Source organism: Spirillospora sp. CA-294931 (assembly GCF_050946795.1).
Lineage (GTDB): Bacteria > Actinomycetota > Actinomycetes > Streptosporangiales > Streptosporangiaceae > Spirillospora.
The window spans coordinates 7259564-7285390 of sequence record NZ_CP192006.1; the positions used below are offsets into that span (position 1 = coordinate 7259564).

The 25827-nt window shown below is 69.0% G+C and carries 22 protein-coding genes; 2 read left to right on the forward strand and 20 right to left on the reverse strand.

The annotated features are described in order from the left end of the window. Window positions 1-8 precede the first annotated feature (8 nt). Window positions 9-2048: a hypothetical protein gene (locus tag ACQPY4_RS32775; protein WP_433327530.1), complete on the reverse strand. Its 2040-nt coding sequence runs from the start codon at window positions 2046-2048 to the stop codon at window positions 9-11. A gap of 137 nt (window positions 2049-2185) precedes the next feature. On the opposite strand from ACQPY4_RS32775, the gene ACQPY4_RS32780 reads away from it, so the two are divergent. Next, window positions 2186-3820: a serine/threonine-protein kinase gene (locus tag ACQPY4_RS32780; RefSeq protein ID WP_433327532.1), complete on the forward strand. Its 1635-nt coding sequence runs from the start codon at window positions 2186-2188 to the stop codon at window positions 3818-3820. Window positions 3821-3852: 32 nt separating this feature from the next. Continuing rightward, window positions 3853-5250, forward strand: a complete 1398-nt coding sequence (locus ACQPY4_RS32785; protein WP_433327534.1) for a DUF2079 domain-containing protein — start codon at window positions 3853-3855, stop codon at window positions 5248-5250. Here ACQPY4_RS32785 and ACQPY4_RS32790 read toward each other — a convergent pair. From ACQPY4_RS32790 to ACQPY4_RS32880, 19 genes are all read right to left on the reverse strand, one after another. Then, window positions 5213-6430, reverse strand: a complete 1218-nt coding sequence (locus ACQPY4_RS32790; RefSeq protein ID WP_433327536.1) for a glycosyltransferase 87 family protein — start codon at window positions 6428-6430, stop codon at window positions 5213-5215. The genes ACQPY4_RS32785 and ACQPY4_RS32790 overlap by 38 nt on opposite strands. A gap of 4 nt (window positions 6431-6434) precedes the next feature. Continuing rightward, the gene (locus tag ACQPY4_RS32795) at window positions 6435-7175 is read right to left on the reverse strand and encodes a hypothetical protein (protein ID WP_433327538.1); all 741 of its coding nucleotides are present in this window, start codon (window positions 7173-7175) and stop codon (window positions 6435-6437) included. Beyond that, a complete protein-coding gene (locus tag ACQPY4_RS32800) occupies window positions 7147-8028 on the reverse strand; it encodes a hypothetical protein (RefSeq protein ID WP_433327540.1) in 882 nt (293 codons plus the stop codon). The genes ACQPY4_RS32795 and ACQPY4_RS32800 overlap by 29 nt, the downstream gene beginning before the upstream one ends. A 111-nt stretch (window positions 8029-8139) precedes the next feature. Continuing rightward, window positions 8140-9003, reverse strand: coding sequence for a hypothetical protein (locus tag ACQPY4_RS32805; protein WP_433327542.1), 864 nt, complete (start codon window positions 9001-9003; stop codon window positions 8140-8142). Further along, window positions 8994-9470 (reverse strand): hypothetical protein, encoded by a 477-nt coding sequence (locus ACQPY4_RS32810; RefSeq protein WP_433327544.1) that lies wholly within the window; start codon window positions 9468-9470, stop codon window positions 8994-8996. Before ACQPY4_RS32810 ends, ACQPY4_RS32805 begins: the two co-directional genes overlap by 10 nt. Continuing rightward, complete coding sequence (locus tag ACQPY4_RS32815) at window positions 9467-10666, reverse strand: polymorphic toxin-type HINT domain-containing protein (protein WP_433327546.1); 1200 nt, start codon at window positions 10664-10666, stop codon at window positions 9467-9469. Before ACQPY4_RS32815 ends, ACQPY4_RS32810 begins: the two co-directional genes overlap by 4 nt. Window positions 10667-11043: 377 nt before the next feature. Then, complete coding sequence (locus ACQPY4_RS32820; protein ID WP_433327548.1) at window positions 11044-12576, reverse strand: DUF2079 domain-containing protein; 1533 nt, start codon at window positions 12574-12576, stop codon at window positions 11044-11046. 12 nt (window positions 12577-12588) lie between these two features. Next, window positions 12589-14049, reverse strand: coding sequence for a hypothetical protein (locus tag ACQPY4_RS32825; RefSeq protein ID WP_433327550.1), 1461 nt, complete (start codon window positions 14047-14049; stop codon window positions 12589-12591). A 7-nt stretch (window positions 14050-14056) separates the two neighbouring features. After that, complete coding sequence (locus tag ACQPY4_RS32830) at window positions 14057-15583, reverse strand: OmpA family protein (RefSeq protein WP_433327552.1); 1527 nt, start codon at window positions 15581-15583, stop codon at window positions 14057-14059. Between the two features lie 112 nt (window positions 15584-15695). Next, on the reverse strand, window positions 15696-15929 hold the full coding sequence (locus tag ACQPY4_RS32835) for a hypothetical protein (protein ID WP_433327554.1): 234 nt from the start codon (window positions 15927-15929) through the stop codon (window positions 15696-15698). A gap of 171 nt (window positions 15930-16100) precedes the next feature. Further along, complete coding sequence (locus ACQPY4_RS32840) at window positions 16101-16784, reverse strand: response regulator (protein WP_433327556.1); 684 nt, start codon at window positions 16782-16784, stop codon at window positions 16101-16103. A gap of 16 nt (window positions 16785-16800) precedes the next feature. Further along, a complete protein-coding gene (locus tag ACQPY4_RS32845; protein ID WP_433327558.1) occupies window positions 16801-17967 on the reverse strand; it encodes a sensor histidine kinase in 1167 nt (388 codons plus the stop codon). Window positions 17968-17989: 22 nt separating this feature from the next. After that, window positions 17990-18877, reverse strand: a complete 888-nt coding sequence (locus tag ACQPY4_RS32850) for a type II secretion system F family protein (RefSeq protein ID WP_433327560.1) — start codon at window positions 18875-18877, stop codon at window positions 17990-17992. Between the two features lie 7 nt (window positions 18878-18884). After that, window positions 18885-19820, reverse strand: coding sequence for a type II secretion system F family protein (locus ACQPY4_RS32855; RefSeq protein ID WP_433327562.1), 936 nt, complete (start codon window positions 19818-19820; stop codon window positions 18885-18887). Between the two features lie 13 nt (window positions 19821-19833). Beyond that, window positions 19834-21153, reverse strand: coding sequence for a CpaF family protein (locus ACQPY4_RS32860; RefSeq protein WP_433327564.1), 1320 nt, complete (start codon window positions 21151-21153; stop codon window positions 19834-19836). 3 nt (window positions 21154-21156) lie between these two features. Then, the gene (locus ACQPY4_RS32865) at window positions 21157-21546 is read right to left on the reverse strand and encodes a TadE/TadG family type IV pilus assembly protein (RefSeq protein ID WP_433327566.1); all 390 of its coding nucleotides are present in this window, start codon (window positions 21544-21546) and stop codon (window positions 21157-21159) included. Then, window positions 21543-23111 (reverse strand): AAA family ATPase, encoded by a 1569-nt coding sequence (locus tag ACQPY4_RS32870; protein ID WP_433327568.1) that lies wholly within the window; start codon window positions 23109-23111, stop codon window positions 21543-21545. Before ACQPY4_RS32870 ends, ACQPY4_RS32865 begins: the two co-directional genes overlap by 4 nt. 6 nt (window positions 23112-23117) lie before the next feature. Then, window positions 23118-23792: a Flp pilus assembly protein CpaB gene (cpaB, locus tag ACQPY4_RS32875; protein WP_433327570.1), complete on the reverse strand. Its 675-nt coding sequence runs from the start codon at window positions 23790-23792 to the stop codon at window positions 23118-23120. 72 nt (window positions 23793-23864) lie between these two features. Beyond that, window positions 23865-25475, reverse strand: a complete 1611-nt coding sequence (locus tag ACQPY4_RS32880; RefSeq protein WP_433327572.1) for a hypothetical protein — start codon at window positions 25473-25475, stop codon at window positions 23865-23867. Window positions 25476-25827: the final 352 nt, after the last annotated feature.

Here is a 25827-nt window from a genome sequence, read left to right on the forward strand (position 1 = left end):
AGGCGCCCCTACGGCTGGACCGCCCACACGTCGACGCTGTAGGTCAGCGCGCCCTTGGGCGGCGAGTCGAGGTACTGGCCGTCCTCCACCGAACGCAGGCGCATCACCTGGACGGGGCGTCCGAACGGCTCCAGCGCCGCTCGGTCCCGGGCCAGAAGCAGGGGGCGCCGCCCGGCCCGGCGGATCCCGTCGCTCACCCGTTGGACGGCGGCCCGGTCGCCCTCGGTCCGCAGCACCGCCGCGGGCCGCTCGCACGTTCCCCGGACGACCTGGGCGAGACGGCGTCCGGTCGCCCGATCCAGGATCAGGGCCGAGCCGTCGGCGGGGATGCGCGCGCAGAGTCCCCGGACGGCCCGCAGCGAGCCCCCGTCCGTCGGGAGGATCAGGAAGATCGAGGTCAGGAACATCGGCGCCAGCATGACCACCACGGCGACCGGGGCCGCGTAGGGGGCCGTCCGATGGTCTCGTTCCTTCAGGCGGCGAACGATCCGATCGAGCGCCAGGAGGGCGAGGAGCAGCAGGCCGGGCAGCACCGTCACGATCAGACGCCGGGACGCCCACGGGTGGTCGGGAACGATCGCGGGGCGCCACAGCACCAGCACCGCGCTCCAGCAGATGACCGAATACGGGAGCAGCCACACCCGAAGCCGGCCTTGGCAAAGACGGTAGGTGAGGAACGCAGCCCCGGCGACCGCCAGCAGGAGAGCCGGAACGCCGATGTACCACCAGACCCACTGAAGGCTGTTCTCGTAGTAAATCCTGCCCGGCTCGGCCGCCAGGCCGGTCCGGCGCTGGACGGCCGCGACGAACTCCATGCTGGCGCGGTCTTCGGGCGTTTCGCCGGTGCGCGTCACGGTCTGGAACAGGGGCCGCGCGGCGAAGGCCGCCACGACGAGCACCGGCAGGACCGCGATCATCCGGCCGCGCTCTCGCACGACCCGGCCGGTCCAACCGGCGAGCCGCCGCATCCGTCCGGATTCCCAGAACCGGCGCGGCACCGCCACCCCGGCGAGCACGACCACCGAGGTCACCACGACCAGGGCGAGGAGCGGATCGAAGGACGCGTGGATGTCGCGCAGATACGGGCGCGAGAGAACGAAGGCCTCGACGAGACCCGCCCCGCCGCCCAGCAGGAGCCCGGCCAGCAACGGCAGGCCCGCCCGGTCACGCCGCGCTCCGAGCACCCCCGCGAACACCAGCATCGGCAGCAGCTCGCGCAGCGCGTCGATCCGCACGAGCACGCCGAGCCCCAGGACCAGCCCGGCGACGAAGGCGCCCGGGCGCACCAGCCGGCTTCCCGCGGCCCGGCTGTCGTGCAGGAGCGCCAATCCCCCGAACAGCAGGACGAGCGCGACGGTCTCGCTGAACGGCGCGCGGGACACGTACATCATCGGCAGCGTCGAGGCGAGCAGCAGCGCGCCCGCCGGAGCCCAGCCCGGCGAGACCAGCCGGGCCACCAGTCCCGCGAAGGAGAGCACGGCGCAGGCGCCGAGGATCGGCGGGACGTTCAGCATCGCCTCCACGCCGCCCGCCCATCCGGCGGGAGTCAGGATCAGCGGCAATCCCGCCAAGAACTGCGGGACCACGGCGTCACCGCTCTGGTAGAAGCCGCCGGACTCCACGACGGAGTCGAGCGCCGGGTCACTTCCGCCGAAGGCCCACAGCTGGCGCGGGACAGGGAGCGAACCGTGGTCCGAGAGCCAGATCGCGAACTGCGTGTACGTCGACTGGTCGCGGCGCACGATGATCGGCTCCGCCGTGAAGACCCGCTGGATCGCCAGGAACGCGACCGCGGCGACCGCCGTCCAGGACAGCAGCCGCCAGCTGACCCGGGTCTCCATGCCGTCGGCGTAGGCGATGGCGGCGCGTCCGCCCGCGAAGAGCACGGTGGCCAGCACGGGCAGGAACAGCAGCGTCGCGGGCAGGGGCCGGAAGGCGTCCGCCAGCAACAGGGGCAGGGCGACGGCCAGCCAGGCCAGCAGGACCAGGGCCGGGACGACGGTCATCAGGGCGAAGATCCGGGTGGAAAGGACGTCCCGAGTTCCCACCGCTGATTCCCCCAACTGTGCCATGACCGAACGACGTTAGGAGCCGCCCCGGGAGGCGCCAAGGGTCCCTGGGCCCTTTCACCGGACCTTTTCTCCGGGACTTGCCGGGTGGTCATGGGCTGGCTACGGTCGGCCGCATGCCGACGACGGGTACGGACGACGCCTTCATCTCGGGCCGGGTGATCGACGGTTACCGTCTGGACCGTGTCCTGGGCAAAGGCGGGATGGGAACCGTCTATCTCGCCACGGACCGCGGCGGCCGGCGGGTCGCCATCAAGGTCATCAACCGCGACCTGACCGGGCGCCCGGAGTTCCGCGAACGGTTCAGGCGTGAGGTGACGGCCGCCGGGCGTGTCCGGCCGTTCTGCACCGCACCCGTCCTCGACGCCAAGCTGGAGGGCGACACCCTCTACGTCGTCACCGAATACGTCGAGGGCCCGACCCTCGAACACGTCGTGACCAAGTACGGCCCGCTCTACGGCTCCGACCTGGAAGGGCTGGCGGCGGGCGTCGCGACCGCGCTGGCGGCCATCCACAGCGCCGAGGTCGTGCACCGCGACCTCAAGCCCGAGAACATCCTGCTCTCGCCGTTCGGCCCGCGCGTCATCGACTTCGGCATCGCGCGGCGGCTGGGCACGGACGCACCGCTGACCAAGACCGGCGACACGATGGGCACCCCGTCCTACATGGCGCCCGAGGGCCTCACCGGCCAGCCGGTGACGGCCGTCGCCGACGTCTTCTCGTGGGGATGCGTCATCGCGTTCGCCGGCACGGGACGGCTGCCGTTCGCCGGCGAGAACGTCGGCGAGATGCTCTACAAGACCGTCTACGGCGAACCCCGGCTCGACGGACTGGAGCCTCCGCTCCGGCGGCTCGTCGAGTGGGCGACCGCGAAGGACCCGGCCGCGCGCCCCACCTCGGCCCGGCTGCTCCAGGAGCTGACGGGCCAGACCGACACCGCCCGGGCCGCGCAGTCCGTCGGCGCGGTCGGACCCGCTCCCGTCACGCACCCGGCCTCACCCGCCACGCCGGTCGACGGCGCGAGCCTGGCCCCCCGCGACGGCCGGACGCGCAGGATGCTGGAGCGGCGGGGGCTGCGTCTCCCCTGGGTCGCCGCGGCCATCGCGCTCGTGATCGCCGTCGCGACCGTCGCCGTCATCGCGCTCGGGCCGGGGGAGGGCGGCGGCGCGGGCACCGAGAAGATCTTCGCCGACGACTTCGCCGACCCGAAGTCGGGGTGGGCGACCGGACGGGGCGGCAGCGAGTTCGAGGAGTATCGCGACGGCGCCTTCGTCATCGCCCAGTACGGGCACGGCTTCCACCAAGTCCAGCATGCCCCGGCCAGGAACCTCCCCGAGCACGTCCGGGTCGAGGCCACCGTGACCGTTCGCTCGTCCGATCCCCAGGACGAAGCCGGAGTGTTCTGCCGGGGCGACGGGCAGCTCAGGTACGACGTGTCCCTGATGCGCAACGGGAAGGTCCGCATCCGGAAGGGGGACGAGAGGTCGGGCGTCGAGCTGGCCAGGTCCGGGGCGGCGGTCGTGACCAGCCCCCAGAGCGGCGGCCGGCTGCGCGCCGACTGCGCGTCCGCGGGCGACGGTGTGCGGATCGAGGCCAGCGTGGGCGGGCGTAAGGTCGCCGAGGCAATCGACCGGAAGGACGCGCTGACGGGGACCCGGGCGGGGCTCGTGGTGGGCAGGGAGGGCCGGGCCGGTTACCCACCGGCGACGGAGGCGCGGTTCGACGACTTCTCCCTCCACCGCGTTTCATGACGGCACCCGAGTCGGGTCCGCGGCGCGGGTGGATGCCCTACGCCTTGGCCGGCGGCTTCTTTCTGCTCTACTCGGCCTACTCGCTCCGGCGCCACCAGCAGTTCAGGACCAGCGCCTACGATCTCGGGATCTTCGAGCAGGCCGTACGGGCCTACTCCCGCCTCCAGGCGCCCGTGGTGCCGATCAAGGGGCCGGACGTCAACATCCTCGGCGACCACTTCCATCCGGTCCTGATCGTCCTGGCACCGCTCTACCGCTTGTGGCCCAGCGCCCAGTTGCTGCTGGTCGCCCAGGCCGCGCTGATCGCGGTGTCGATCGTCCCCATCGCCAGGCTCGCCGGCGATCGGCTCGGCACGCTCCCGAGCGTTCTCCTGCCCGTGGGCTACGGCCTGTCGTGGGGACTTCAGGGCGCGGTGTCCTTCGATTTCCACGAGATCGCCTTCGCGGTCCCCCTGATCGCCTTCTCGGTGGCCGCCCTGGCCGAGCGGCGCTGGCACACGGCGGCGGGGTGGGCCCTTCCTCTGCTGCTGGTCAAGGAGGACATGGGGCTGATCGTGGCGGCGATCGGCGGGTACCTCTTCTGGCGCGGCGAGCGGCGCACCGGTGGCGCGCTCGGCCTCGCGGGCCTCCTCTCGGTCGTCCTCACCATCAAGGTCGTCCTGCCGCACTTCAACGGCGGGAAGTTCGCCTACGACGCCTATCTCGGGGGCGGCGGGGCTCTCTCGCTCGTGTCGGAGCTCAACCTTCTGGCCGAGCCGCGCAAGCTCGTCCTGCTGGCAACGCTCGCGGCGCTGACCGGGGGCATCGCCCTGCGCAGCCCGATCATCCTGATCGCCGTCCCCGTGCTGCTCTCACGGCTGGTCTCAGCCAATCCGCAGCACTGGGAGGTCGGCCGGGTCCATTACAACGCGATCCTGATGCCGATCCTCTTCGTGGCGGTGCTGGACGCGCTACCCCGGCTCATCGGGGACAAGCGGCGGGCCGTCAGGGCCTGGGCCAGGTGGGCGGTCCCGGTTCCGCTGCTCTTCGCCCTGCTGATCCACCTGACCCCGTGGTCGCTCACCAACCCCGAGTCGTATGCGGGCCGCGAGCACGCCGCCGCCGGGCGGCGGGTTCTGGCCGCGATCCCGGACGACGCGTCGGTCGCGGCGGCCAACAGCCTGGCCGCCCAGCTGACCGGGCGCTGCCGCGTGGTGATCTTCCCCTGGTCGCACGGGGAACGCGTCGACTGGGTGGTGGCGGACACGACGGTCAAGGAAGTCGTGATCAAGGTGCCCAACCGCGAGGAGGCGGTGCGGGCCGGCCTCTGGCCGCCGACCGTCGCCCAGCAGCGCGCCGCGCTGGCCGCGCTGCCGTCTCAGGGCTTCACCAAGGTGGCCGAGGAGGACGGCGTCATCCTGTTCCGGCGGGTCGGGGCCGCCGCTCCGTGACGGACGGGTCGTCCCGGGCCTCCCCGCCGTCTCTCCAGACGGCGACGACGGCGAGCACGGTGGCGACCAGCACGAGAACGTTGCGGAGTATCAGAACGCTCGCGGGGAACGCCTGGCCGTCCCGGACGCCCTGCCAAAGGATCGGGAACTCAAGCTGGGTCAGAGCGATGGCGGCCAGGAGCACCGCCACGGCCGGACGCTGCCGCGTTCGCCGCATCGTCAGGCACACCGCCGCGACGCCGACGACCCAGACCAGGTACTGCGGCGACAGCACCCGGCTTCCCGCGATCGCCGCCAGAAGTCCCGCCAGGACGGCGTCGGCGCCCCTGGCCGGGCTCCAGTCCCGCGCGGGGCGGCGCAGCACCGCCAGCGCGACCGCCGCCAGGCCGACCAGGGTGATCACCACGCTGACGTTCACGGCGGCCGGCACGCCCGCCCCCGTCAGCTCCCACGAGCCGTACTGGTAGCGGACGTCTCCGGACCAGCCGAACCAGCGCGCCACATGGAACGGGGTCGCGACGAGGGCCTCGATCTCGATCCCCCGGTCGCGCTGGCCCTTCAGGAAGCTCCACTCGTCGTCGGCGACCAGGGCGATCACGCCCGCGAGCCCGGCCGCCGCCACGAGGAAGGCCGCCGCGGCCCCGATCGCGGCACGGCCTCGGCAGAGCGCCAGGAACAGCAGCGCCGGCCACACCTTCATCAGGGCACCGACCGCCACCAGCGCGCCGAAGAGACGGCTCCGGGCCACCATCAGCAACGCGAACACGACCGGGACGACGACGAGCGTGTCGAAGCGGAAGAAGCAGACCGGCCCGAGCAGGAAGATGCCGCCGACCCAGCACCACGCGCCCTCCGGGGACTCCCCCTTCCTGACCAGCACACGCATGACGGCGTAGTCGGCGGCGACGACCAGGAACGCGAACCCGAGGCCGTAGAGCGGCCCCAGGAGACGGGGGATCAGCATGGGCAGGGCCGCGAGCGGCGGGTACTGCCACCGCACGTCGTCCGCCGGGAACGTCCCCTCGATCAGGAGGTCGCTCCACTCGTCGTAGATGCCGACGTCGCCCAGCACGGGACGCGCCGGGTAGACGACGGAGAAGCAGATGACGGCCATGACCAGGCGCGACACGAGCCACGCGCGTCCCACCAGGCGGTCTTCCCGCAGCATCCCGAGGTTCACGCGTTCAGAGCACGTAGGGAACGGGCAGGTCCGAGACGACCGTCTTCGGCTTGTCCTCCACGTCCCCCCGCGGAGAGATCGTCAGGTCACGGCGGATCAGCTCCCGATCGCGGACGACATGGACCGTGACGGCGAAGTCGCGTCCCTTCGGCACGGCCGCGGGCGGCTTGATGACCGGGCGGTACTCCGAGACGATCTGGTCACGGCGGGCCGCGGCCGAACCGCTGATGTTCGGGCGGAACTTGATCTGGTCGACACCGTTGACGACGTAGGAGAGCTTGCCCGACGGCCGCGTCGTCTGGACGTACAGCGTCGCCACGGCCGCGGCGGTGGTCGCTTCCCCCACCGAGGAGCCGTCGGCCTTGGTCATCTTGCCGAACGCCGCCGGGTCACCGGTGAGCAGATACGCCTGCGACCCGCCCAGCGCGACATGGAACATCACCGGCCGTGAGGACTGCCGGTAGTCGACCTGGTAGACGCGCCAGCTCTTGAGGAACGGTGCGGCCATCGGTGTGAGGCGGCTCCCGCCGGCCGTGACGATCCTGGCCTCGCCGGTGCGGCCGAGGCGGGTCAGCGCCGAGCTCAGGCCGGTCCGGACCTGCTCGTCGGGCCGGCTCTTGGGCGACTTGGACACATCGGCCTCCTGCGATCCCGAGCAGCCCGCCGCCAGCAACCCGGCGGCGGTCACCGCGACCGCCAGGCGCCGGGCGCGGCGGTCAGCAGAAGACCCAGAGGAAACAGTCATTCGCATCTTCCCAAGCATCACCGTAGTACTCGCGGTAGGGCTTTCCATTGGTCGAGGTGACGATCTCACCGTTGTTGAAGGCGTCCCTGACCCGGTCGCGGCCGGCCTTCTCGCCCACCCTGCGCTCACCGTCCGGACCGAGCGGCGGCAGGTTGTTCTTGGCTCGCGCGGCGTTCTCGTCCTTGACCGCCTTGTCGTAGGCGTCCTCGTACTCCTGCTGGAGCAGCGTATCCGGAACGCCGGAGCCCCGTTTCGCCTGGAGCTGCTGGTTGTTCTGGATCGCCTCGACGGTCCCCTCGGTCTCTTCCTCGACCGACTTGTTGACGTAGTCGTCCTTCTCGAGGTCGTCGGCGTCCGGCTCGTCGGGGCTCTGCGCGTGGTTCACCTCGTGGACGAAAGTGTTCGCGCGTTCCTCCGGCGACTGGTTGGTGTCGACGTAGAAGGTGTTCTCATCTGCACTGAAGTACGAGCCGCCGCCCGGACGGTAGACGACGTTCACGCCGTTGTCCCGGACCCATTTGAGCGCGTCGCGGCCCAGCTGGGTCTCGTTCAGCACCGCCTCGGTCTCGGTCTTCTCCTTGGGCGGCGGGGGCTGGGGCACCGGAGGTCCGGGCGAGGGGCTCGGCTCGCCCGGCTCGGGCTGGCCGGTGGCGTGCGGGCTCACCGGGCCGCGCCGCTCGCGGGCCTGGCCGCCGGGGTCCTGGCAACCGGTGTCGAAAAGCCCGCAGACGGCGCTCTTCACCTTCGGCTCGAAGGTGTCGGACACCGCCACGAACAGCGCGCCGATGACGATGACAGCCACGGCGATGATCGCGCCGTATTCGAGGGCACTCGCGCCTCTGTCCCGAGCCACTTCGGCGTGAGGCTTCCGGTCACCACGCATAGGCGGAACCTAGGCAATGGCCCGGTAGCGGAACAGGGTCCACGAACTCCATTGCGGGCCCAAAGGTCCTGGGCCCCGGGACTATCCGCCGATCGTGTGCACCTTGTCCCGCGGCGGGGCTTGGATGTCGACGGGCTCTCCCCAGCGCGAATAGGTGACGACCTGCCGCGTCTTCATCCCCTGGGACGTGCTGAGGTCGGTCTGGAACCTTCGCGGCAGGCCCTTGGCGTCCACCCAGAGCGTCCAGGCGATGTCCTTGGGACCGAGTTTGGCCAATGCCTGGAGCGCGGGGTCGCCGTTTCCCAGCGCCTTCACCGGCGTGGTGCCCGAGTAGCGTCGCACTTCGCCCTCCGCGACCGGCGCCCCTTGGAACGAACCGTGTTTCACCAGCGCCAGGCCCGTGTCGGCGGCGATCTCGCCGAGGCTCTTCTCCACCCCGTCGATGAGGCCGGTGAGCATCTTGGCGAAGGCGCCGATCTCCGGGTTCGCGGCGTCCTGGCGTGAGATCCGCACCCACGGCTTGCCGGGCGCCTGCTCCTGACCGTCGACGCGCGTGTAGACGGCGCCCTTCATCACGACCGCCTCCACGGAGCCGGGGTCGACCGAACCTCGGTCGACGATCGTCAGCCGGGCCTCCGGCGGAGACACCGACGTTCTGACCTGGGCGGTGGTCTTCTCATCGACCTTCTGGTCCCGGTGGCCGCCGGTCGCGACCAGCTCGGCGTACACCGTTCCGGTGGCGCGCACCTGACGCGCGATCAGCTCGACCAGGGGACCGGGCTTCTCGGGCAGGGTGACGGGAGCCAGCGACGCGGCGGGCGTCGGCGGCTGCGAATGCTGGACGCTGCGCGCCGCCGCCGGGGGTTTGTCGTCCTCGCCCGAACACCCGGCCGAGACCACGGCGAGAAGGCACACGGCCCCGGCGGCGGCCAGTCTCATGCCCATGAAGCCCGCTCCGGCCTGCGATACCAGCGTCCCGCCAGCGGTGCTCCCTCTCGCAGCGCCCTCACGTAGGGGCGGAGCGCCTCGCCCGCGTCGTCCACGGTCAGCTCGTCGAACCTGGCGTCCAGCCGGGCCAGAAGCCCGGTCACCGGCTCGGCGTTCAGCGGCTCGCGCGCCTCGAGGAGCCGGTCGAGCTGATCCCTCGATTCCAGGTCGTTGACGTACTCCTCGACGTACAGCTCGCCGTCACCCGCCAGGCGGAGGGTGAGGCGCTCCCAGGAGCTGACCCTGGCCCGCAGCGAGTAGACCGGCTCGTCCAGGAGCCGGGCCGTGCGCTCCGGCAGCCGAGAGCGTTCGAGAGTGAGACGCTCCTCGTCCGCCTCGGCGGCCTCGGCGAGCTGGCGGGCCGAAAGCAGCGGCCACACCCGATCGGTCTCCAATTGCGTGCTCATCATGGTCGCGGATCTCATTCAGCCAGCTGTTCGAGGAAGTAATCGTAGCCACGGTCCGGTTGCATGAAGGTCCCTTTGTCACCCTCACGAATGATCATCGTTCCGGTGTTGGGGTCCCACCACGCCCAGCGGGGCGTGCCGCCCGGCGTCGGCCGCAGCTTCAACCCCGGACGGCTGCGCATGATGCCCTCGATGTGCTCGGCCACGTCGAGGTCGTCGACCCCCGGGATCCCCCGGCCGCTCTCGTCACCGTGCGCGGCGATCTTGTCGGCCACCACGTCGACGTCCCCGGCCTGGCTCGCCGGATCGGGCGTGCCCTTGGAGGCCGTGGGGGACGGAGTCGGGGTCTCGTCGGGCTTGTCTGGCTTGCACTCCTCCGGGTCCTTCGGGTCGTTGTGGACGAGGAGGTCCCGCCCGCCCGACCCCACGTAGTAGGTGTGCAGCCCGCTGACCGTCAGGTTGTGCACGCGCTGGACGCGCGTGTACTCCCGCGCCGCCACCACGACGGCGGTGCGGCCTCCGGCGGTGACCAGCTCGTCACCGGGGACGAGGTCTCCGGCATCGATCCAGTCGCCCGCCCCCGGCAGCCAGAACGGGTGATCGGCCGTCGCCGTCAGCCCCGAGGTCCGGCCGCCCAGCCAGCCGTCCAGGTCGATCCGCAGGTCGACCAGCCGTTTGCGGCCCGCCCCCGAGATCAGATCGGTGACCGCGCGCGGCCCGCTGCGGCCGGTCACCGGATCGGCCGCCCACACCCGATCGCCGACCCGGACGCGCTCGATCGCCTTCCGCGATCCGTCGCCCATCAGGACCGGCGTGCCCGGGACGAAGCTGTTGGGCTTCTTCTTCTTGCAGGCCTCAACCGCCCGGTCCAGGCGGTCCTTGGCGTCCTTGCGGGCCTTGCGGGCCTTGTCGAGCCGCCGCTTCAGATCGAGATAGCGGTCGATCAGCTTGACGACCTTGGGGATGGACTTGAGCAGCTTCCCGATCTTTCCCCACGGGACGATGCTGACCAGCGCCCACAGGCAGTCGCCCAGGCTGGGCTCCTGGATGCACTTGATGATGTCGCCCGCGAGGAAGTCGAGCCCCAGCGCAGCGATCTCCTTGAGAAGATCGAAGTTCGCCCACTCGTCCTCGACACCCTGGGCGTCGCGCTCGGCCTGGTCGTAGTCGCGTTTGGCGTCCGCGTACTCGCGGTCCTCCGGAGTCTCCCCCACTGGACTCGCCGACGGACCGGACGGGCTCCCCGACGCCGACGGACCACCAGAAGGACCACCGGACGGGCCGCCGGAGGGGCTCGTCGAGGGATCGCCCCGGCCGTCGCCACAGTCATCTCCGGAGAACAGCTCGCAAATCGCCGACTTCGTCCGCGGCGCGAAGTCATTGGGAATGGCGACCACCGCGATCACGGCCAAAACCGCCGCGGCGACGGCGATGACCGCCCCATACTCCAGAGCCGACGCGCCCCGATCCAACCGACGCCACAGCACGCCTGAACTCAACCCCCGCTCACACCAACCGCCCCAGCCTTAAATTGAACGACCCGCCCACCCGCGCTACCAGGGCCCAGGGACCCAAACCCCCAGGCCACGGGTCAGCGGCAGGACGGATCGGCGGTGCGTGGCAGGGAAGGGGCGGGGCCGGGGCGGTGGAGAACGAGGAAGCCGTCTCTGGCGAACACCGTTCTGTAGCCGCTCTTGAGCAGGAAATCCACGCGTTCCTTTTGTTCCGCGAGGCCGCAGAAAGGGAAGCTTCGGCTTCTGACGTTGGCGACCACCCAGGGAGCCCAGCGGGGGGTGCGGTCCCAGAGGAGCACTTGGGCGCGGCCGGACAGGTGCGGTCCGGTTTCGCTGGAGGCTTCCACCAGCGCGTTCTCGGGCACCGTGGCGACGGCCGCGTTCGCTGCGCTCCCCCAGGACGGCTCCGCGTACTGCCCGGACAGCAACGGACCGAAGGCGAAGACCGGGACGGAGACCAGGCCGGAGAGGATGACGGCCGTCGGCCAGATCCTCTCGCCAGAGCCCGCGGGCTCGTCCCGCCGCGCTTTCCGGCGGCGCGACCTGGCCGCGCCGTCCACGCCCGCGCAGAACAGGGGCACTACGAGAAAGGCGTTGTAGTGGTAGTCGGTGCCCCACCAGGCGGGGAACGTGCCGTCGGAAAGCATCCGCGTCGCCAGCAACGGAAACACCGTCAGCGCATACGGAGAGGCGAGCGGAAGGAACGCCGCGACGACCAGCAGCCAGAACAACGTGCGGGCCTTGGTTCCCGGCTGCACGAACGTCTGAAGGACGTCCAGCGGGTGCGTGACGGCGTGCCACGCGGCGGAGGAGAGCGTCGGACCGAAGTTCTGGTAGGCCCAGTAGTACTCGCTGTCACCGCCGAACATCGGGATCAGGACGCGGGCCGCGACGAGCGTCGCGGTCAGGCCGCCGAAGCAGAACGCCGCGCCGAGCCCCAGGGCGACCCGATCGCGCGGCGACTTCCTGGCCTCGCCCAGCACCAGCGCCATGCCGAACCCGGCGACCAGGAGACCCATGTCCTCCTTGACCAGAACCAGCGCCAGAACCGGGGGGAGCGTCTGCCACCAGGGCGCCACCTCGTGCCGGTAGGCCGACCAGCGCTCGAAAAGGACCGCGGTCAGCACCGGGGCGAAGGCGACCTCATGAAAGTCGAACATCAAGGCCTCGGCGACGGGCCATGAGATCGCGTACCCGGCCACGACGACGTACGCGGACGTCCGCCCCAATTCCCTGCGGGCGAACGACCAGAGCGGAACCACCGCGAGAGCCAGCAGCGCGGCCTGAGCCACCAGGAGCGTCCGAGGACCGTCGTGAACCCAGTAGAGCGGCGCGAGGAGAGCCAGGACGGGAGACCAGTGGTCTCCCAGCACGGAGAAGTCGGCGCCGAACCCGTTGTGCACTCCCTTGACGATCGCGACGGGTGCCCGGCCCCGGCTGTAGGACCGCACCGCCTGATCGAAGATCACCAGATCGTAGGAGTTGGCCTTGTACCTCGCGAAGCGCAGCAGCGAGCAGGCGGAATAGAGCGCGAACGCGGCACACGAGATCGCGACGACGGTCCACCGGTCGCCGGAGATCCGGCGCCGCGCGTTGACACCGCTTTTCATCGGGGGACGGCCCTATTTCCGGACGATGACCGTCGCCTGCGGATCTCGATGGATCACCTGCCACGAAGAGTCGCGGGAAAGGATTCCGGCGAGCGGTGAGCCCGTCTCCCACACGACGACCTCCACGCGATAGCGCTCGAAAGTCTCCCGCCATTCGGGAAAGCCGCGCCGGACCTTCATGTAGTTCTCGGTGAAGGCGACGGGATACATGTCGAAGCGGTCGTCCATGAAGACGCTCTGTCTCGGCCAATACCGATGGATCACATAGGCGCTCCACGGATGAAGCGTGAAGATCCGGCGTCCCAGCAGGCCCTTCTGCTCCACCACGCGCATGGCCGTGACGGGATAGCGGTCGTAGTCGAAGGCGGGGGCCGAGAGGCTCGCCCTGGTCACCAGGGCGCCGCCGAGCAGCATGGTCGCCACGATCACCAGGTCATAGCGCCGGCGCGGCGCCTCCGAGCGCGCCTCGGGAAGCAGGCGGGCCGCGACCGGGAGCCCGACCAGGGGCGCGATCGCGATGTTGCGCAGGGCCCAGAGCCCCAGGACGAGGAAGACGACGCTCACCAGGACGTCCCGGCGGGAGGGCCGTCCCGCCGACCGCGCCAGAAAACACAGGAAGACCACGATCCAGACCGCGAACATCATCCCGATCGCCGACCGGAAGTCGGGGGACTTCCACTCCTGGACGTGTTTGAGCGCGTCCCCCCGGGAGAGCAGGTCGAGAGGAAAGAGGACCAGCTTGTAGCCGTAGGGGTTGAGGAAGCAGACCGCGAAGCCCCCTCCCCCGGCCACCAGAAGACGCCGCTCCCTGCCCTGCCATGGCGGCCCGCCGTCAAGCCACGTCCCCAGCAAGTGGAGGACGAGGTAGCCGAAGCCGAGCGCGAACGTCCCATGGATGTTCACCCACAGCCACATCAGCACGGGGATCGAAAGCAGGGGCCAGCGCCCCACGCGGGAATCCGGCACCTCCACGATCCAGATGAGCACAAGGAACGCCAGGATCCCGAGCAGCAACGGGCGCTCGACCCAGAAGAGCGACGAAGCGACCAGCGCCGGGAAGACCAGGTGCGCCGCGGGCCCGGGGCCACGCAGCCGGAAGGCCAGCCGGGCGGCGAGGAAGGCGATCGTCGCGCCCACCACACCGTTGAGGACCCGGATCCCGCCGGGCCCCGTCAGCTCGTCGAGCCCGGCGTACAGGACCTCGGCCAGCCACGACTGGGCGATCCACGACGTGCCCGCGACCGTGTACGAGTAGATGTCCTCGCGCGGGATGCCGTGGCCGAGGATCCAGTGACCGGTGCGCAGATGCGTCAGGAACGAGTTGTCGTCCAGCGGCAGCGACCCGATCACCCAGCCGAGGACGACCACGACGACCGTCGTCCGCGTCCGCGCGGAAGGCAGCCCGAGCGACTTCCGCCCGGGCGCGGCGGCCTCGTCCCGCTGCTCCCCCTCCCGCGCGTACGCTGTGCTCATCCCGGCCCTACTTGATCGAGAGCCCGCTCACGACGGCGTCCTTGGCCTTGTCCCAGGGGTACTGCACCTCGACCGCCTGAGCCTCGGGAGCCACCTTGAAGACCCCCCAGTAAATGACGGACTCGCCGGGGCCGATGCTGTCCTTGGTCTCGTCGCCGGAAAGCGAACTGCACATGCAAGCCTGGCTCGCGGCGAACAGCGGCTCGAACCTCATCTTCGAGGTGGGGTCGTAGAGCATCACCCCGCCCATCGAGGGCCCACGCCGTGGCGGCTGGCCTCCGTGAAGAACGTAGCTCTTCTCGAACTTCGTCCTGAAATCGACCTTGGCCGTCCCGGTATTGCGCATGGTCCATACCAGGGTGGTGAGCCCGGCGGAATCGCGATGGAGGCTGTTGACCTCGACCTTCAGGTCTTTGGCCGCCGGAGAGGTGAAGCCGGCGCTTCCGAGGACGCCTTCCTTCCCTTGGTACGGATTTCCGGAGGACGGAACCGGCGGCGGCACGGGCCGGGCGAAGGTGATCGTGACTCGCCGGTTCTTACGCCGGCCCCCCTCGTCGCTGTTCGGGGCGACCGGCTGCTTGGATCCGTGGCCAGCCGGCTTGTACGTGACGCCCTGCCTCGCCACCAGGCCCTTCAAGCGATCCGCAACGGTCTGCGCCCTTCTCTCGGACAAGGGCTGATTGATCGCGTCGTTGCCCGAATTGTCCGCATGCCCGTCGACCTTGACCTCCGCCCCCGTAGAGGCATCGATCTGCTTGCCGACCTGCTGCAACAACCGTTCCGCATTCGGTGTGAGGTCGGCCTTGTTCAGGTTGAACAGCACGTCCGAGGAGAGTCGCACCTCTCGGTCCTTGGCGTCCTCGTCCACGGACTGTTCGTCGCCCTCAGCGATGCTGGTCAAGTCGAGAATCCTGGGCGGCTTCAGCTTCACCTTGGCTGGATCGAGCTGACCCGACACGGGCTGGACGGGGCCGTTCCCGAGAGGAACGTCCTGGAACGGGACCGCGCTCGGCATCACAACGGTGACGTTCTTGACGTCGTTGGGCGGCGCTGGGAAAGCCGCATAAATGTCCAGATCACCGCCGACCGGAATCGGCCGCCGGTAGGTGTCCGAGCACAGGCACGTGTTGTAGCCCGTTTCCAACGGCATGTAGACCTTGTTATTCCTGCCGTCGATGAGACCGATCCCGGTGGCCGGTAGTGGGTTGGGAGTGCCGATTCCTGATGCACCGGCGTAGCCGAGGGCGGTCTTGAGGTCGAGCGGGGACTTACCTTCGTTGACGACCCTGAAGCGTCCGGTCACCGCCTGGGGAGAAGTCCGGTTCAACGCGATGAGCTCCATGTGCGCAGCGCCGATCTTGAGCGCCATGGGGGCCGTCCGACCGGTGCTCGGCGGTTTACCCGGCCCCGAAGAGGTGGGCTGCTTGCCGCTCTTCACCTTCGGGTCGTCGTTCTTCTTTCCGTCGCTGCAACCACCTAGGGCCAGGATGAACGCAGCAACGCCGGCACACACTTGAACATGTCCGCGCTTCATTCGTCCACTCATGAAAACCCTTTCTCGGAGATTGCTCACAACGCAAGAAAACCCAGCGGAGAGAGCTGCCTGTTGCAGCTCTCTCCGCTGGGAATACGATGGTGACGGTGCGTCAGCTGGAGCCACCCTTGAACAGGTTCTCGACGGCCTCGCCGACCTTCTTGGCGAAGGTGCCGTTGATCGCACCGTAGAGAATGGCGATAACCACAGCGGCGACGGCGATCAGCGCGCCGTACTCGAGGGCACTCGCACCGCGGTCGCCCCGCTCGCGGCGCTCCTGGAGCTGCTCTGCGCGGTCCTGAACGAAGGTCTGAAGTGTGACGTAGAGGGGAATCAGCGCGTTCATGGTGTACCTCCCGTATGGCTTTCCGCATCGCCCTGTTAATAAGAACTCTACGAGAGGCGGGCATTGCGGCCCAGGGTCCGGTGGCCCAATTAACGCTCCTGCCTGGGCCCAGATCAGACCGGGCCCAGGGACCCAAGGAAGGAAGTTTCACCTGGTCAGAGAGGGGGCCCCTCATCGAGAACCACCGTCGACCGTACCGATCCACTGCGCTATCGCCGCGCCGCGCGAAGTCACGCCGAGTTTCGCGTAAATACGGTTGACGTGGTTCTTCACGGTCTTCTCGGCCAGGAAGAGCGTTTGGGCGATCTCACCGTTCGAGCGGCCTTGGGTAATAAGTCGCATCACGTCGGCCTCGCGCACCGAAAGGCCGAAACGCGCCGTCTGACTCGCGGCGGAGACTTGAAGGCCGCTGATCGGTTGCTCGTCCCTGGGATGCCGCTCGGGCTCGCTGGGAGTGTCCCGAAGCGCACCGACCAGGGCGGTGATGGCCGTGCCTGACAGGGGGTTGGAACCGCTCACCGCCTCGTGAACCGCCGAGGTGAGCTCCTCCGGGGAGAACGACCCATGAACCAGGTAGCCCGAAGCTCCGTTGCTGATCGCGGCGCGGATGGTCTGTGGATCCTCGGTGTAGGTCAGCATGATCACGCGGGTGGTCAGGCTGAGCACCTTGACCGCGGCGACGCCGTCCATCAAGGGCATCTGCACGTCCAGGAAGACGAGATCTGGCTGGAGTCTCTCGACCAGTTCGATGGCCGTACGTCCGTCGCCCGCCTCACCTATCACCTCTATACCGGAGGCCTCCAGCAACGAGACGAGCCCGGAGCGCACCACGACGTTATCGTCAACGATCACCACACGAGGACTGCTCACTCTAACTCACCTCGGCCAGTTGCTGTTCTTCGGAAGTCTGGGCCGGAATCCTCACGGCCACCGTCGTGCCCGAGCCGGGAGCGGACAGCACGTCGACCGAACCACCTGCACGTTGCGCTCGCTCGTTCAATCCGACCAGACCGTAGTGGCCCTCACGCGCGAGGTCCGGCAGTTCTCGAGGCGTGAAGCCCTTGCCGTCGTCCCGGATGACGAGAACGACATCGGCTTCTTCCTCTGAAAGGCGTATATGGACGGAATCCGCCTGGGCATGTCGGTCGATATTGGTCAGAACCTCTCCCAGGATCGCGATCACTTCGTGCCGCACCCTCAACGCGAGCTCGGGTCTGGCGAGCAATTCGCATCGGACAGGCGTCCCGGTGTCAGCTTCCCAGCGCTCGGCAACGTCTCGGATGGCGTCCGGAAGTGAATGGAGGACGACCCCATCGCGCAGATCTGCCAGCAGAGTGCGAACCTCGCGGGAGGCAAGCTCGGAGGCGGCCGCCACGCGCTGGGCCTCCGCCTTGGCTCGGGCCGCGTCCCTGGCGACCCAGGTGGGCAGCGCCGCGGCGCTCAGCGCGATGCCCCGAAGTGTCTTGGCCAGGGTGTCGTGCATCTCCCGAGCGAGCCTGGCCCTCTCCTGCTCGGCCGCCGCGACCACTTCGGCCTGGCGCAGCGCTGATTCCTTGTCGGCGAAGTCGTCCAGAAGACGGCGGAGCGCCACCCCTGCGAAGCCCGCGAGTGGGTAGTAGATGGGCTGTCCGAGCACGGTCTGGAACGTCGCGTTCTCTGGATGGTCGACGGCCGAGAGCGCGTAGGTCGCGTAGTAGACCAGGATCTGCAGGCCAGCGACCGCGAGCATCCCCTGCCACCGGTAGAGCAGACCCGCGACGGTAGCGGTGGCCACGGTCGAGAGGAAGTACGGACCGGAGATCCCCCCAAGCCCGAGGACGGCGAAGGAAAGACACATGTCAAGCGTGTAGAGGAGCGGGTGCTTGGCCATCTTCGGAGCGGTGATGCGCCATTGGCGTGCCGCGATCCACGAGAGCACGACCATGGAGAGAACCAGGGTGAACGCCGTCAGGGACAGCTGGTCCTGGGGCAGCAGGAGCATGCTGACCGCAGCGAGCAGCATGCGAATTTCCATGAGCATCCGGAACGCGTTGCCCACGCGTTCGGAGAGCTCCCCAGGTTCAGTTGCCGAAGAGCCCATTGGAACCAACTCCAGAACCAATGAATAGAGCTCCGAGGACCACCATCATCAGCGCCGGCATCGTCATGGACATGGTGATCGCGGTGATCTTCGGGGTCGTACGCTGCGCCTTGCGCTTGGCCCACTGGGCCGACTCGCGGCGCATGTCCTCGCTGATGTCCACCAGGGCCGTCCCAAGCGGTGCGCCCAGCTCCTCGGCCTGCAGGATCGCCGTGACGAACTGGTTGACGGCCTCGGAGTTGTTGCGTTCACGCAGGTCGTCGAACGCCTCGCGCCTCGGGGTGCCCAGCTCCATTTGCCGCAGCGCGATGGTGAACTCGTCCGCCAGCGGCCCCGGCATGCTTTCGGCGACGCGGGCCAGCGCGAGACGGAAACTCAGGCCCGCGCTCACGGTCACCGAGAGCACGTCCAGGAAGTCCGGCATCGATCGCTGGATGTTGTCCTGCCGGGCCGTCCGCTTGGCCAGGAGGCTCAACTCGTTCTGGGAGGCGCCGAGCAGACAGATGAATCCGACCATGGGTTGGCCCTGGACGACGAGGAGCAGACCCAGCAGACCAAAGAGAATGATGTAACCTGCGGTCCTGCGAGCATAGGTCTCCACAGTCATCCCATGCGGACGTCCTGCGGCGTCGATCCGCTTGCGGATCTTGACACGCCGGGGCCCCAGCAGGTCCATCACCATGCCGGTGAAGGGGGAGCCGATGCGCTCCGCGAGAGCGTCGAGGATGAACGGACCATCGACCTCGGACTTCCCCGCCACGAGCACCGCGGAGTCGGAGACCCTCTGCCCCGCGGTCGCCAGGGCGAACCCCCAGACGCCCAGGAGCACGCAGAGGGCCGCTCCACCCGCGATCGCGATGATTGTCACGGGCACCTCACACGTCGATTCGGGTGATTCGGCGAATGATCAGCAAGGAGGTCACGAACAGACCGGCGGCGACCCCGAGGATGACCTGACCGACCAGGTTCTCGCTCATGGCCCGCAGGGCTCCCGGCATCACCATGTTGACCATCGCGAGCCCGACGATGCCGAGAATGCCGATCGACCAGTTGGTGACGACCGCCTCGCCCATGATGGTTTTGACCTCGCGCCGGATCTCCTTGCGCTCCTCCAGCGTGGTGGCGATCGTGCGCAAGGCCGTCACCAGCGAGCCGCCCGCCCGGGCCGAGACAACCAGGGTGCTGATCAGAACACCCAGCTCGCGTGAGGGCAGCCGCTCACCCAGATCACGCAGTGCCTCCTCGACGGGCTGGCCCAGCCGGAGCGCGTCAGCGGTGCGCTTGAGCTCCTCGCCCGCCGGGTCGGCGAGCTCGTCCGCGGCGATCTCGATGGCGGTGCGCATCACGAGACCGGCGTGGGTGGCGTTGGAGAGCACGCGGGCGAGTTCGGGGAGCTGCGCGATGAACTCCTCCTTGCGCCGTTCTTCACGTCGACGCACGTAGGACATGAACATGAAGCCCACCCCTACCGCGGCCGCGACGCCGAAGACCGGGGCCATCCATTGCCCGATGACGATGATCGCGACTATTCCGCCCGCGATGATCATCATGATGAAGGTCGAAACCTGGACCCGCATCCCAGAAGCGGCGAGACGCCGGGCGAGGTTCTTACCCAGGGACGTGCGGCGCAGCGCCATGTCGAGGCGTCCGAGCGGCGTGTTGATCCGCGCGTCCGCGCCCAGCTCCGACCGGGCGACCAATGCCCGGCGCTGCCCCCAGCCGGCCACCAGGTCGCCGATCCCCCAGGTGGCCAGGGCCAAGGTAACGGCCAGAATCCCGAGGATCGCCGGCAACGGCAATTCGATGTTCACCAGCAGATCCCCCTCATCGATTCCCTCCGCCATTGACCTGTGGGGCGAAAGCCGGCGGGATGCTCTCCCCCGCGTTGAAAAGCTTGTGGAGCAGCGAGTCCGGCATCGGTTTCGGCTGGAACACGCCGCGGACGACCCTGTCAGGGCCGATGGGCTGAGCCGCGAAACGCATGACCGAGTGCAGTACGTGCTGGTCACGCCGGGCCGGGTCGGCCACAGCGATCTCCGTGATGCGCCGCGACCCGTCCGTGCCCCGGCCCAACTGCACGACCACGTCGATCGCGCTGTTGATCTGGTCTCGGATCGCCTCGTAGGGCAGCTTGACGTCGCTCATGCTGGCCAGCGTCTGGAGGCGGTGCACGGTGTCTTCGGTCGAGTTCGCGTGCACGGTCACCAGGGAGCCGTCGTGGCCGGTGTTCATCGCCTGGAGCATGTCGAGGGTCTCGCCGCCGCGGACCTCACCGACGATGATGCGGTCGGGGCGCATGCGCAGCGCGTTGCGGACGAGATCGCGAATGGTGATCGCGCCCTTGCCCTCGATGTTGGACGGCCGGGATTCCAGCGGGATCACATGTTCCTGCTTGAGCTGGAGCTCCGCCGAGTCCTCGATGGTGATGATGCGCTCGGACTCCGGGACGAACGCCGAGAGCGCGTTCAGCATCGTGGTCTTGCCCGTGCCGGTACCGCCGGAGATCACGATGTTGAGGCGGCCCCGGACGAACGAGGCGAGCAGCATTCCCGTTGCGGGGTCCATGGCCCCCAGGCTGACGAGTTCCTCGATCGAGTACGAGCGCGGGAAGCGTCGGATCGTGAGGATCGGCCCGGCCAGGGACAGTGGCGGGACGATGACGTTGACGCGCTCGCCGGTCGGCAGTCGCGCGTCCACCATCGGGCTGGACTCGTCCACGCGCCGGTTGACCTGGGCGACGATCCGGTCGATGGTCTGGTAGAGCTGATCCTCACTGGCGAAGCCGCCGTCCAGCCGGTACACGCGGCCGGCCCGCTCCACGAAGATCGCGTCAGGCCCGTTCACCATGATCTCGGTGACTGTCGGGTCGGCCAGCAGAGGCTCGAGCACGCCGAGCCCGAGAGCCTCGTCCACGACCCGCCGGATGAGGTTGGCGCGCTCGCCGGCGGCCAGCACCGGCCCTTCGCGGGTGACCAGGAGACCGGTGACCTTCTCCAGGCGCGCGCGACGCTGCGCCATCGTGAGCCGCGCGAGCTCGTCGAGGTTGACCTCTTCCAGCAGGCGCTGGCGCCAGTGCTGGACGGTGTTCTTACTGGTCCGGTCGTTGGACGACCGGTCGTCTTCGAGTCGATCCTTCAGAGCCATCGGCTATCCCAGCGGCATCGTGACGGTGCGCGTCACGGTGTAGTCCAAGGGCACGCCCTTGAAGATGATCGGGAGCTTCGCCTCGACCCGGCAGTAGACCGCGTCGGTGCCGCCGCTCTTGGTCGCGCCGCCCTCCACCTCGTAGTCGTTCAGCCACCGAGGGCGGGTCCTGGCGCCATAGGTGTGACAGAGGCCCGGTTCGTACCGCATGCTGGCCTCGCGCGCTCCGGTACGGGCGATGTTCTCCACCCGCGAGACCGTGGTGAACGCGACGTATGCCTGGTACGCGAGGAAGATGATGAAGAGCGCCAGAGGAATGATCCCTCCGAACTCCAGCCCCACGGCCCCGCCGTCGCGATGTCGACCCGTGCCGCTCGCCGCCACGACCGTCACCTCTCTCCCTCGCGGACGATTTTCGCCTTGGTCTGGATTCCCCAGGAACTCTGCATCCAAGGAAGGAGAATCGGGGTGTCGATGGTCACCACGGCGTACTCGTCGCGGACATCGAGGTGCAGATGCTTGCGGTCCTTCCACTGACCGTTGATGCGGCTCACGGCGCGGCGGCGGACCTCTTCCCTGTTGGCCCTGGCTTCCCGAGTGTCGCGCTTGTCGTAGCCGATCACCGCGACGGCGCGAGCGGCCTCGGTCGCGGCGTGGCTGGAGTAGGTGGAGGTCAAGCCCACCAGGACCACCTGCCAGCACAACAGCATGATAAAGATGATCAACGGGAAGAGGGCGCCGAATTCGATGGCGACCATGCCCTTGTCGTTGGCCTTGGTCTTGCCGTCCTCGGCGGGGGCCTGCGCGCCCAGGAGGCCGAGGTCGACGGCGACGCGGCCGATCGCCTTGCGGAACTCGGCGTTCTTGACCGCCGTCGGGGCGCCGGTGTTGGCGGCCTCCTCCAGTGCGCGGAACGCGGCGGGCACCGTGACCGGGCGAAGCGGCGAGCTCACCATCTTCTTGGCGAGCTCCGGCTGGATCTCGTTCTTCTTGTCCTGCTTGGTGAGCAGGACCGTCAGATCCTCTTCCTTGCGGATCGTCAGCCGCGACAGCATCTGGCTCAGTCGCCGGGCCGAGCGAAGGGCGGGGACGTCCGGGGTGGCGACCAGGACCGCCTCGTCGGCGAGTTCGAGCGCCATCGCGTTCGCGTCCGCGACGTGGGTGCCGCCGTCGACGATCACCACGTCGTATCGGGAGCGGACGACGGTCAGGATCTGGCGGATGGCGCGCGCGGAGACCTCTTCGGCGTCCTCGCCGTGGCCCGGGGCCAGCAGCACGTGCGGTCCGGCGGGGTGGACGAACAACGCCTCCGCCACGACCGCGCCGTCCAAGTCGCCGGAGGCGGCGGCGAGGTCGGCGATGCTGTGCCGGTGCTGGATGTCGAGGTAACCCGGGATGTCGCCGTTCTGCAGGTCCATGTCCACCAGGCAGACGCTCTGCCGGGCGTTGGACGCCGCGATGGCCAGGTGGATCGCCAGCGTCGTCGTCCCGACGCCTCCCTTGGCACCGCAGAGCGTCACCAGCCGGCCCAGTCTGCCCGTGGTGCCGGGCAACTCGGCCGAGGTGAAGTGCTGGCGCATCGTGCGCGACCACTCGGCGGCCTGCTGGACGCGGTTCTGCAGTTCCGACAGCGTCGGTTCGTTGGAGATGACGCCGCGCGCCCCCGCGGTCATGGCTCCGGCCAGGGTTTCGGCCGTGGCCTCGTCCGCGATCAGGATGACCGCGAGCTGCGGGTGGCGGACGACCAGGTCACGGATCAGGTCGAGCGCGGGGAGCGGCCCCAGGCCCTGGTGCACCAGGACGACGTCGAGCTGCGGGACGGTGGCGACCGTCCCCGCCACATGGTTGGTCGTGGTCTCGACCGCGAGGACCTCGACATCGGAGATCTCGCGGAACTGTCCGGTGAGCGAGGCCGCGAGTTCGCGGTCCTCGATTCCGAGGAGTACCTGGATGGCCATGCGTCCTCAATTCGCCGGGACGGTCTCGCAGACCGGAGGAAGCTTGACGCCGTCCAGTGACTGCCCCGATCCGCCGATGAGCGCCAACCGGATCTTGTTGGCGAAGCTCTCTTCACGGGTCAGTTTCAGGCTGTCCGGCGCGCTCAGCGCGAAGGTGATCGGGACGGCCGACTCGGTCGCCGAGTTGTTCTTTTCCTTCTGGATGTTGGTCAGCTGGCCGATCTGGATGACGCGGGCCGCCTTGACGATTCGAGCGGCGCACGACAGCGTCGCCTGCCCCTGCGTCTTGGAGTAGGTCGCGTAAATGTCGACGATCATGCCCTTGTGGACCTTGCCCGCCACTCCGGTCTCGGCGTCGATCATGATCGCGATCTCGCGCTGGCCGGGCTCCAGGCTGGGACCGGGCACCAGCATCCCGATCTGGAGGTAGGAGCCGGGCGCGAGGTCGGCCGAGGCGACCTTGCCCTCAAGCTGCCCCAGGTCGGTGACCATCGTGGTCGGCGACCACTTGCGCGGGACGCGGATCCGCTGGAGATCCGCCTCGGTCACCCGCGTGTAGGCGGGGATCGCGCGCTTGAGCTGGAGAACGTCGGTCTTGACGCCGACCTCGGCGCGGACCGAGCCGACATAGCCGACGACGCTGACGAAGACCGCCACGGATCCGAGCGCAGCCAAGATCATCAACAGCACACCACGTCGCTGGCGGGGGTTCATGGGACTCCGTTCTAGGGGGCAGGGGGTTGGAGGAGCGCGCTAGGAGTTGCGCGACTTACCGAATGCGATGGTCCGGGTACGACCTGGCCAGTCGTCATCGTCGTCGGCCGGAGCCTCGTCGGCGCCGGAGTCACCGGAGGCGGGAGGCCCCTGGGACTTCGGTTCCTCGGGTCGTTTGAAGGTGATGTCAGGACGCTCTGGAGCGTGGCCGTTCAGCGTGGGGCCGGGAGCGGAGCCGGTCTGGGACTGGCCCGATCCCGCGCCGAACTGTGCCGGCGCCTGCTTCGGCTGCCCGGGAGTGGGAGTCGTCGGGTTCTGGGAACCCTCGCCCGCGGGGGCTGCCTGCGGGTGGGGAGTCTGCTGGGAAGGTTGCGGGGCCGGCGGCGGCGCGGGCATTGCCTGAGGAGGAGGCCACGACGCGTATTGCGGACCCGTCTGGGCATGCGAGGGCGGAACCTGGGGCCCGGGCTGGGGCTGGTGCATCTGTTGTTGCGGCCCCGTCTGGTGGTGCGGCGGCATCTGAGGCTGGGGTCCGGTCTGGGGCTGGTGCGTGGACGGTGCCTGGGGATGCTGCGGGAACTGCTGCGGCTGCTGAACCGGCTGGTTGTACGGCCCGGGCTGGGGCTGCACTGGATAGGAGGGCTGCTGCTGCGGCCCGGTGTGACCGTGCGGACCTTGCTCCTGCCAACCCTGCATTGGCGGACTCTGCTGAGGATGGGGAGCCTGCTGGGGCTGCACCGGCTGATGGGGATGCGGCTGCGGGGGCTCGTAAGCCACCTGCTGGGGCGGCGCCGTCGCAGGGGGAGGCTGGGGCGCGGCCCGCACCGGAGCTTCCGGCTGGACCATGGCGCAGAAGGGGCACGTCGCCAGCGCGGTCGGCTCACCGCACCAGCCGCACGGCTTGCAGACGGTCGCGGCGAGGGACTCGTTGAGAGCGCGCGGGTTGCCGCTGAAGGCGACGAACTCCACGAACTTCTTCGAGCCCCAGTATTCGGCGCTCATCGGCTGCGCGTTGGCGGGGTTCACGGAGACGACCCTGAGCGCCGGCCGGAGCTTGCTCTCCAGCCACTGGGTGTCGCCGTCCGCGTTGGCCGTGATCATGATCACGGGGTCGAGCGCCCGAGGGGTGAGGTCGGGGACCGGCTTGGCGGAAGTGATGCGGTGCACTCCCGCGTCGCGACCCGCCATCACCGAGAAGCTGCTGCTCGGCAGGTAGGACTTGATGTGGGAGCCGAGCCCGGTCTTGATGTGCTCAAGACGCGACACGCTGCTGACCCAGGCGCCCGCGTGGAGCGAGGCGGCGAGGGTGTGCGCCAGGCTGGCCAGCCTGCCGGGTCCGACATAGGGAGCCGCGAATGCCAGCTGATCGGCCAGAAGGGACAGCGCGAGAGGGGGAAGGTCGAGCGGGACGCCCGCGATGCGGTCGGTGTGGTGGGCCGAACGGCTCAGGCTGAGCAGACGCGCGGCACTCTCGCCCTGCCATGAGGGGTAGACGATGATGACCGCCCCACGTTCCCGCAGTGCGCTGCCCACCCAGTCGATGAAAACGTGCGTGGGGTGCTCGCCGACGGCCGGATTGAAGCGCAAGACAAGGTCATCACGCAGGATCCCGGTGGGCGAGAAATCGCCAAGGAGCATGACAGCCGTCATCTATGCTCCAGCCGCGTCAAAAGCAGCACCTGTCAACCTCTCCCCGTTCCCGCGAGTCAAGTCAATGTGAGTAACGGTCGCGAGATAGCCCCTCTCGAGGCGGAATGACCATAGCCGCCGGTCGTGGCACGCCACAAGGGCGTTTGCCGGAGGTCACGCCGTTCTCGCTTCACCACCTTCGACGCACCCGGAACGAGAAAGGTTCGGAACGGAACCCACGGCCAGAAGACGGTCAGGACCAGGGGAGTCTAGGGGCGGCGTTTTCCCTGGCGGCATCCCTGGAAGGGCGATGGGAAGGACACATCGGGACACACTCCGACCTCGAACCGCCAGCAAAGTTAACAGAATGGTT

Bases quoted from the DNA above. Each gene is read 5' to 3' on its own strand.
- ACQPY4_RS32780 (WP_433327532.1), top strand. From the start codon at position 2,186: ATGCCGACGACGGGTACGGACGACGCCTTCATCTCGGGCCGGGTGATC.
- ACQPY4_RS32785 (WP_433327534.1), top strand. From the start codon at position 3,853: ATGCCCTACGCCTTGGCCGGCGGCTTCTTTCTGCTCTACTCGGCCTAC.
- ACQPY4_RS32795 (WP_433327538.1), bottom strand. From the start codon at position 7,175: ATGACTGTTTCCTCTGGGTCTTCTGCTGACCGCCGCGCCCGGCGCCTG.
- ACQPY4_RS32805 (WP_433327542.1), bottom strand. From the start codon at position 9,003: ATGGGCATGAGACTGGCCGCCGCCGGGGCCGTGTGCCTTCTCGCCGTG.
- ACQPY4_RS32810 (WP_433327544.1), bottom strand. From the start codon at position 9,470: ATGAGATCCGCGACCATGATGAGCACGCAATTGGAGACCGATCGGGTG.
- ACQPY4_RS32820 (WP_433327548.1), bottom strand. From the start codon at position 12,576: ATGAAAAGCGGTGTCAACGCGCGGCGCCGGATCTCCGGCGACCGGTGG.
- ACQPY4_RS32825 (WP_433327550.1), bottom strand. From the start codon at position 14,049: ATGAGCACAGCGTACGCGCGGGAGGGGGAGCAGCGGGACGAGGCCGCC.
- ACQPY4_RS32830 (WP_433327552.1), bottom strand. From the start codon at position 15,583: ATGAAGCGCGGACATGTTCAAGTGTGTGCCGGCGTTGCTGCGTTCATC.
- ACQPY4_RS32835 (WP_433327554.1), bottom strand. From the start codon at position 15,929: ATGAACGCGCTGATTCCCCTCTACGTCACACTTCAGACCTTCGTTCAG.
- ACQPY4_RS32860 (WP_433327564.1), bottom strand. From the start codon at position 21,153: ATGGCTCTGAAGGATCGACTCGAAGACGACCGGTCGTCCAACGACCGG.
- ACQPY4_RS32870 (WP_433327568.1), bottom strand. From the start codon at position 23,111: ATGGCCATCCAGGTACTCCTCGGAATCGAGGACCGCGAACTCGCGGCC.
- cpaB (WP_433327570.1), bottom strand. From the start codon at position 23,792: ATGATCTTGGCTGCGCTCGGATCCGTGGCGGTCTTCGTCAGCGTCGTC.
- ACQPY4_RS32880 (WP_433327572.1), bottom strand. From the start codon at position 25,475: ATGACGGCTGTCATGCTCCTTGGCGATTTCTCGCCCACCGGGATCCTG.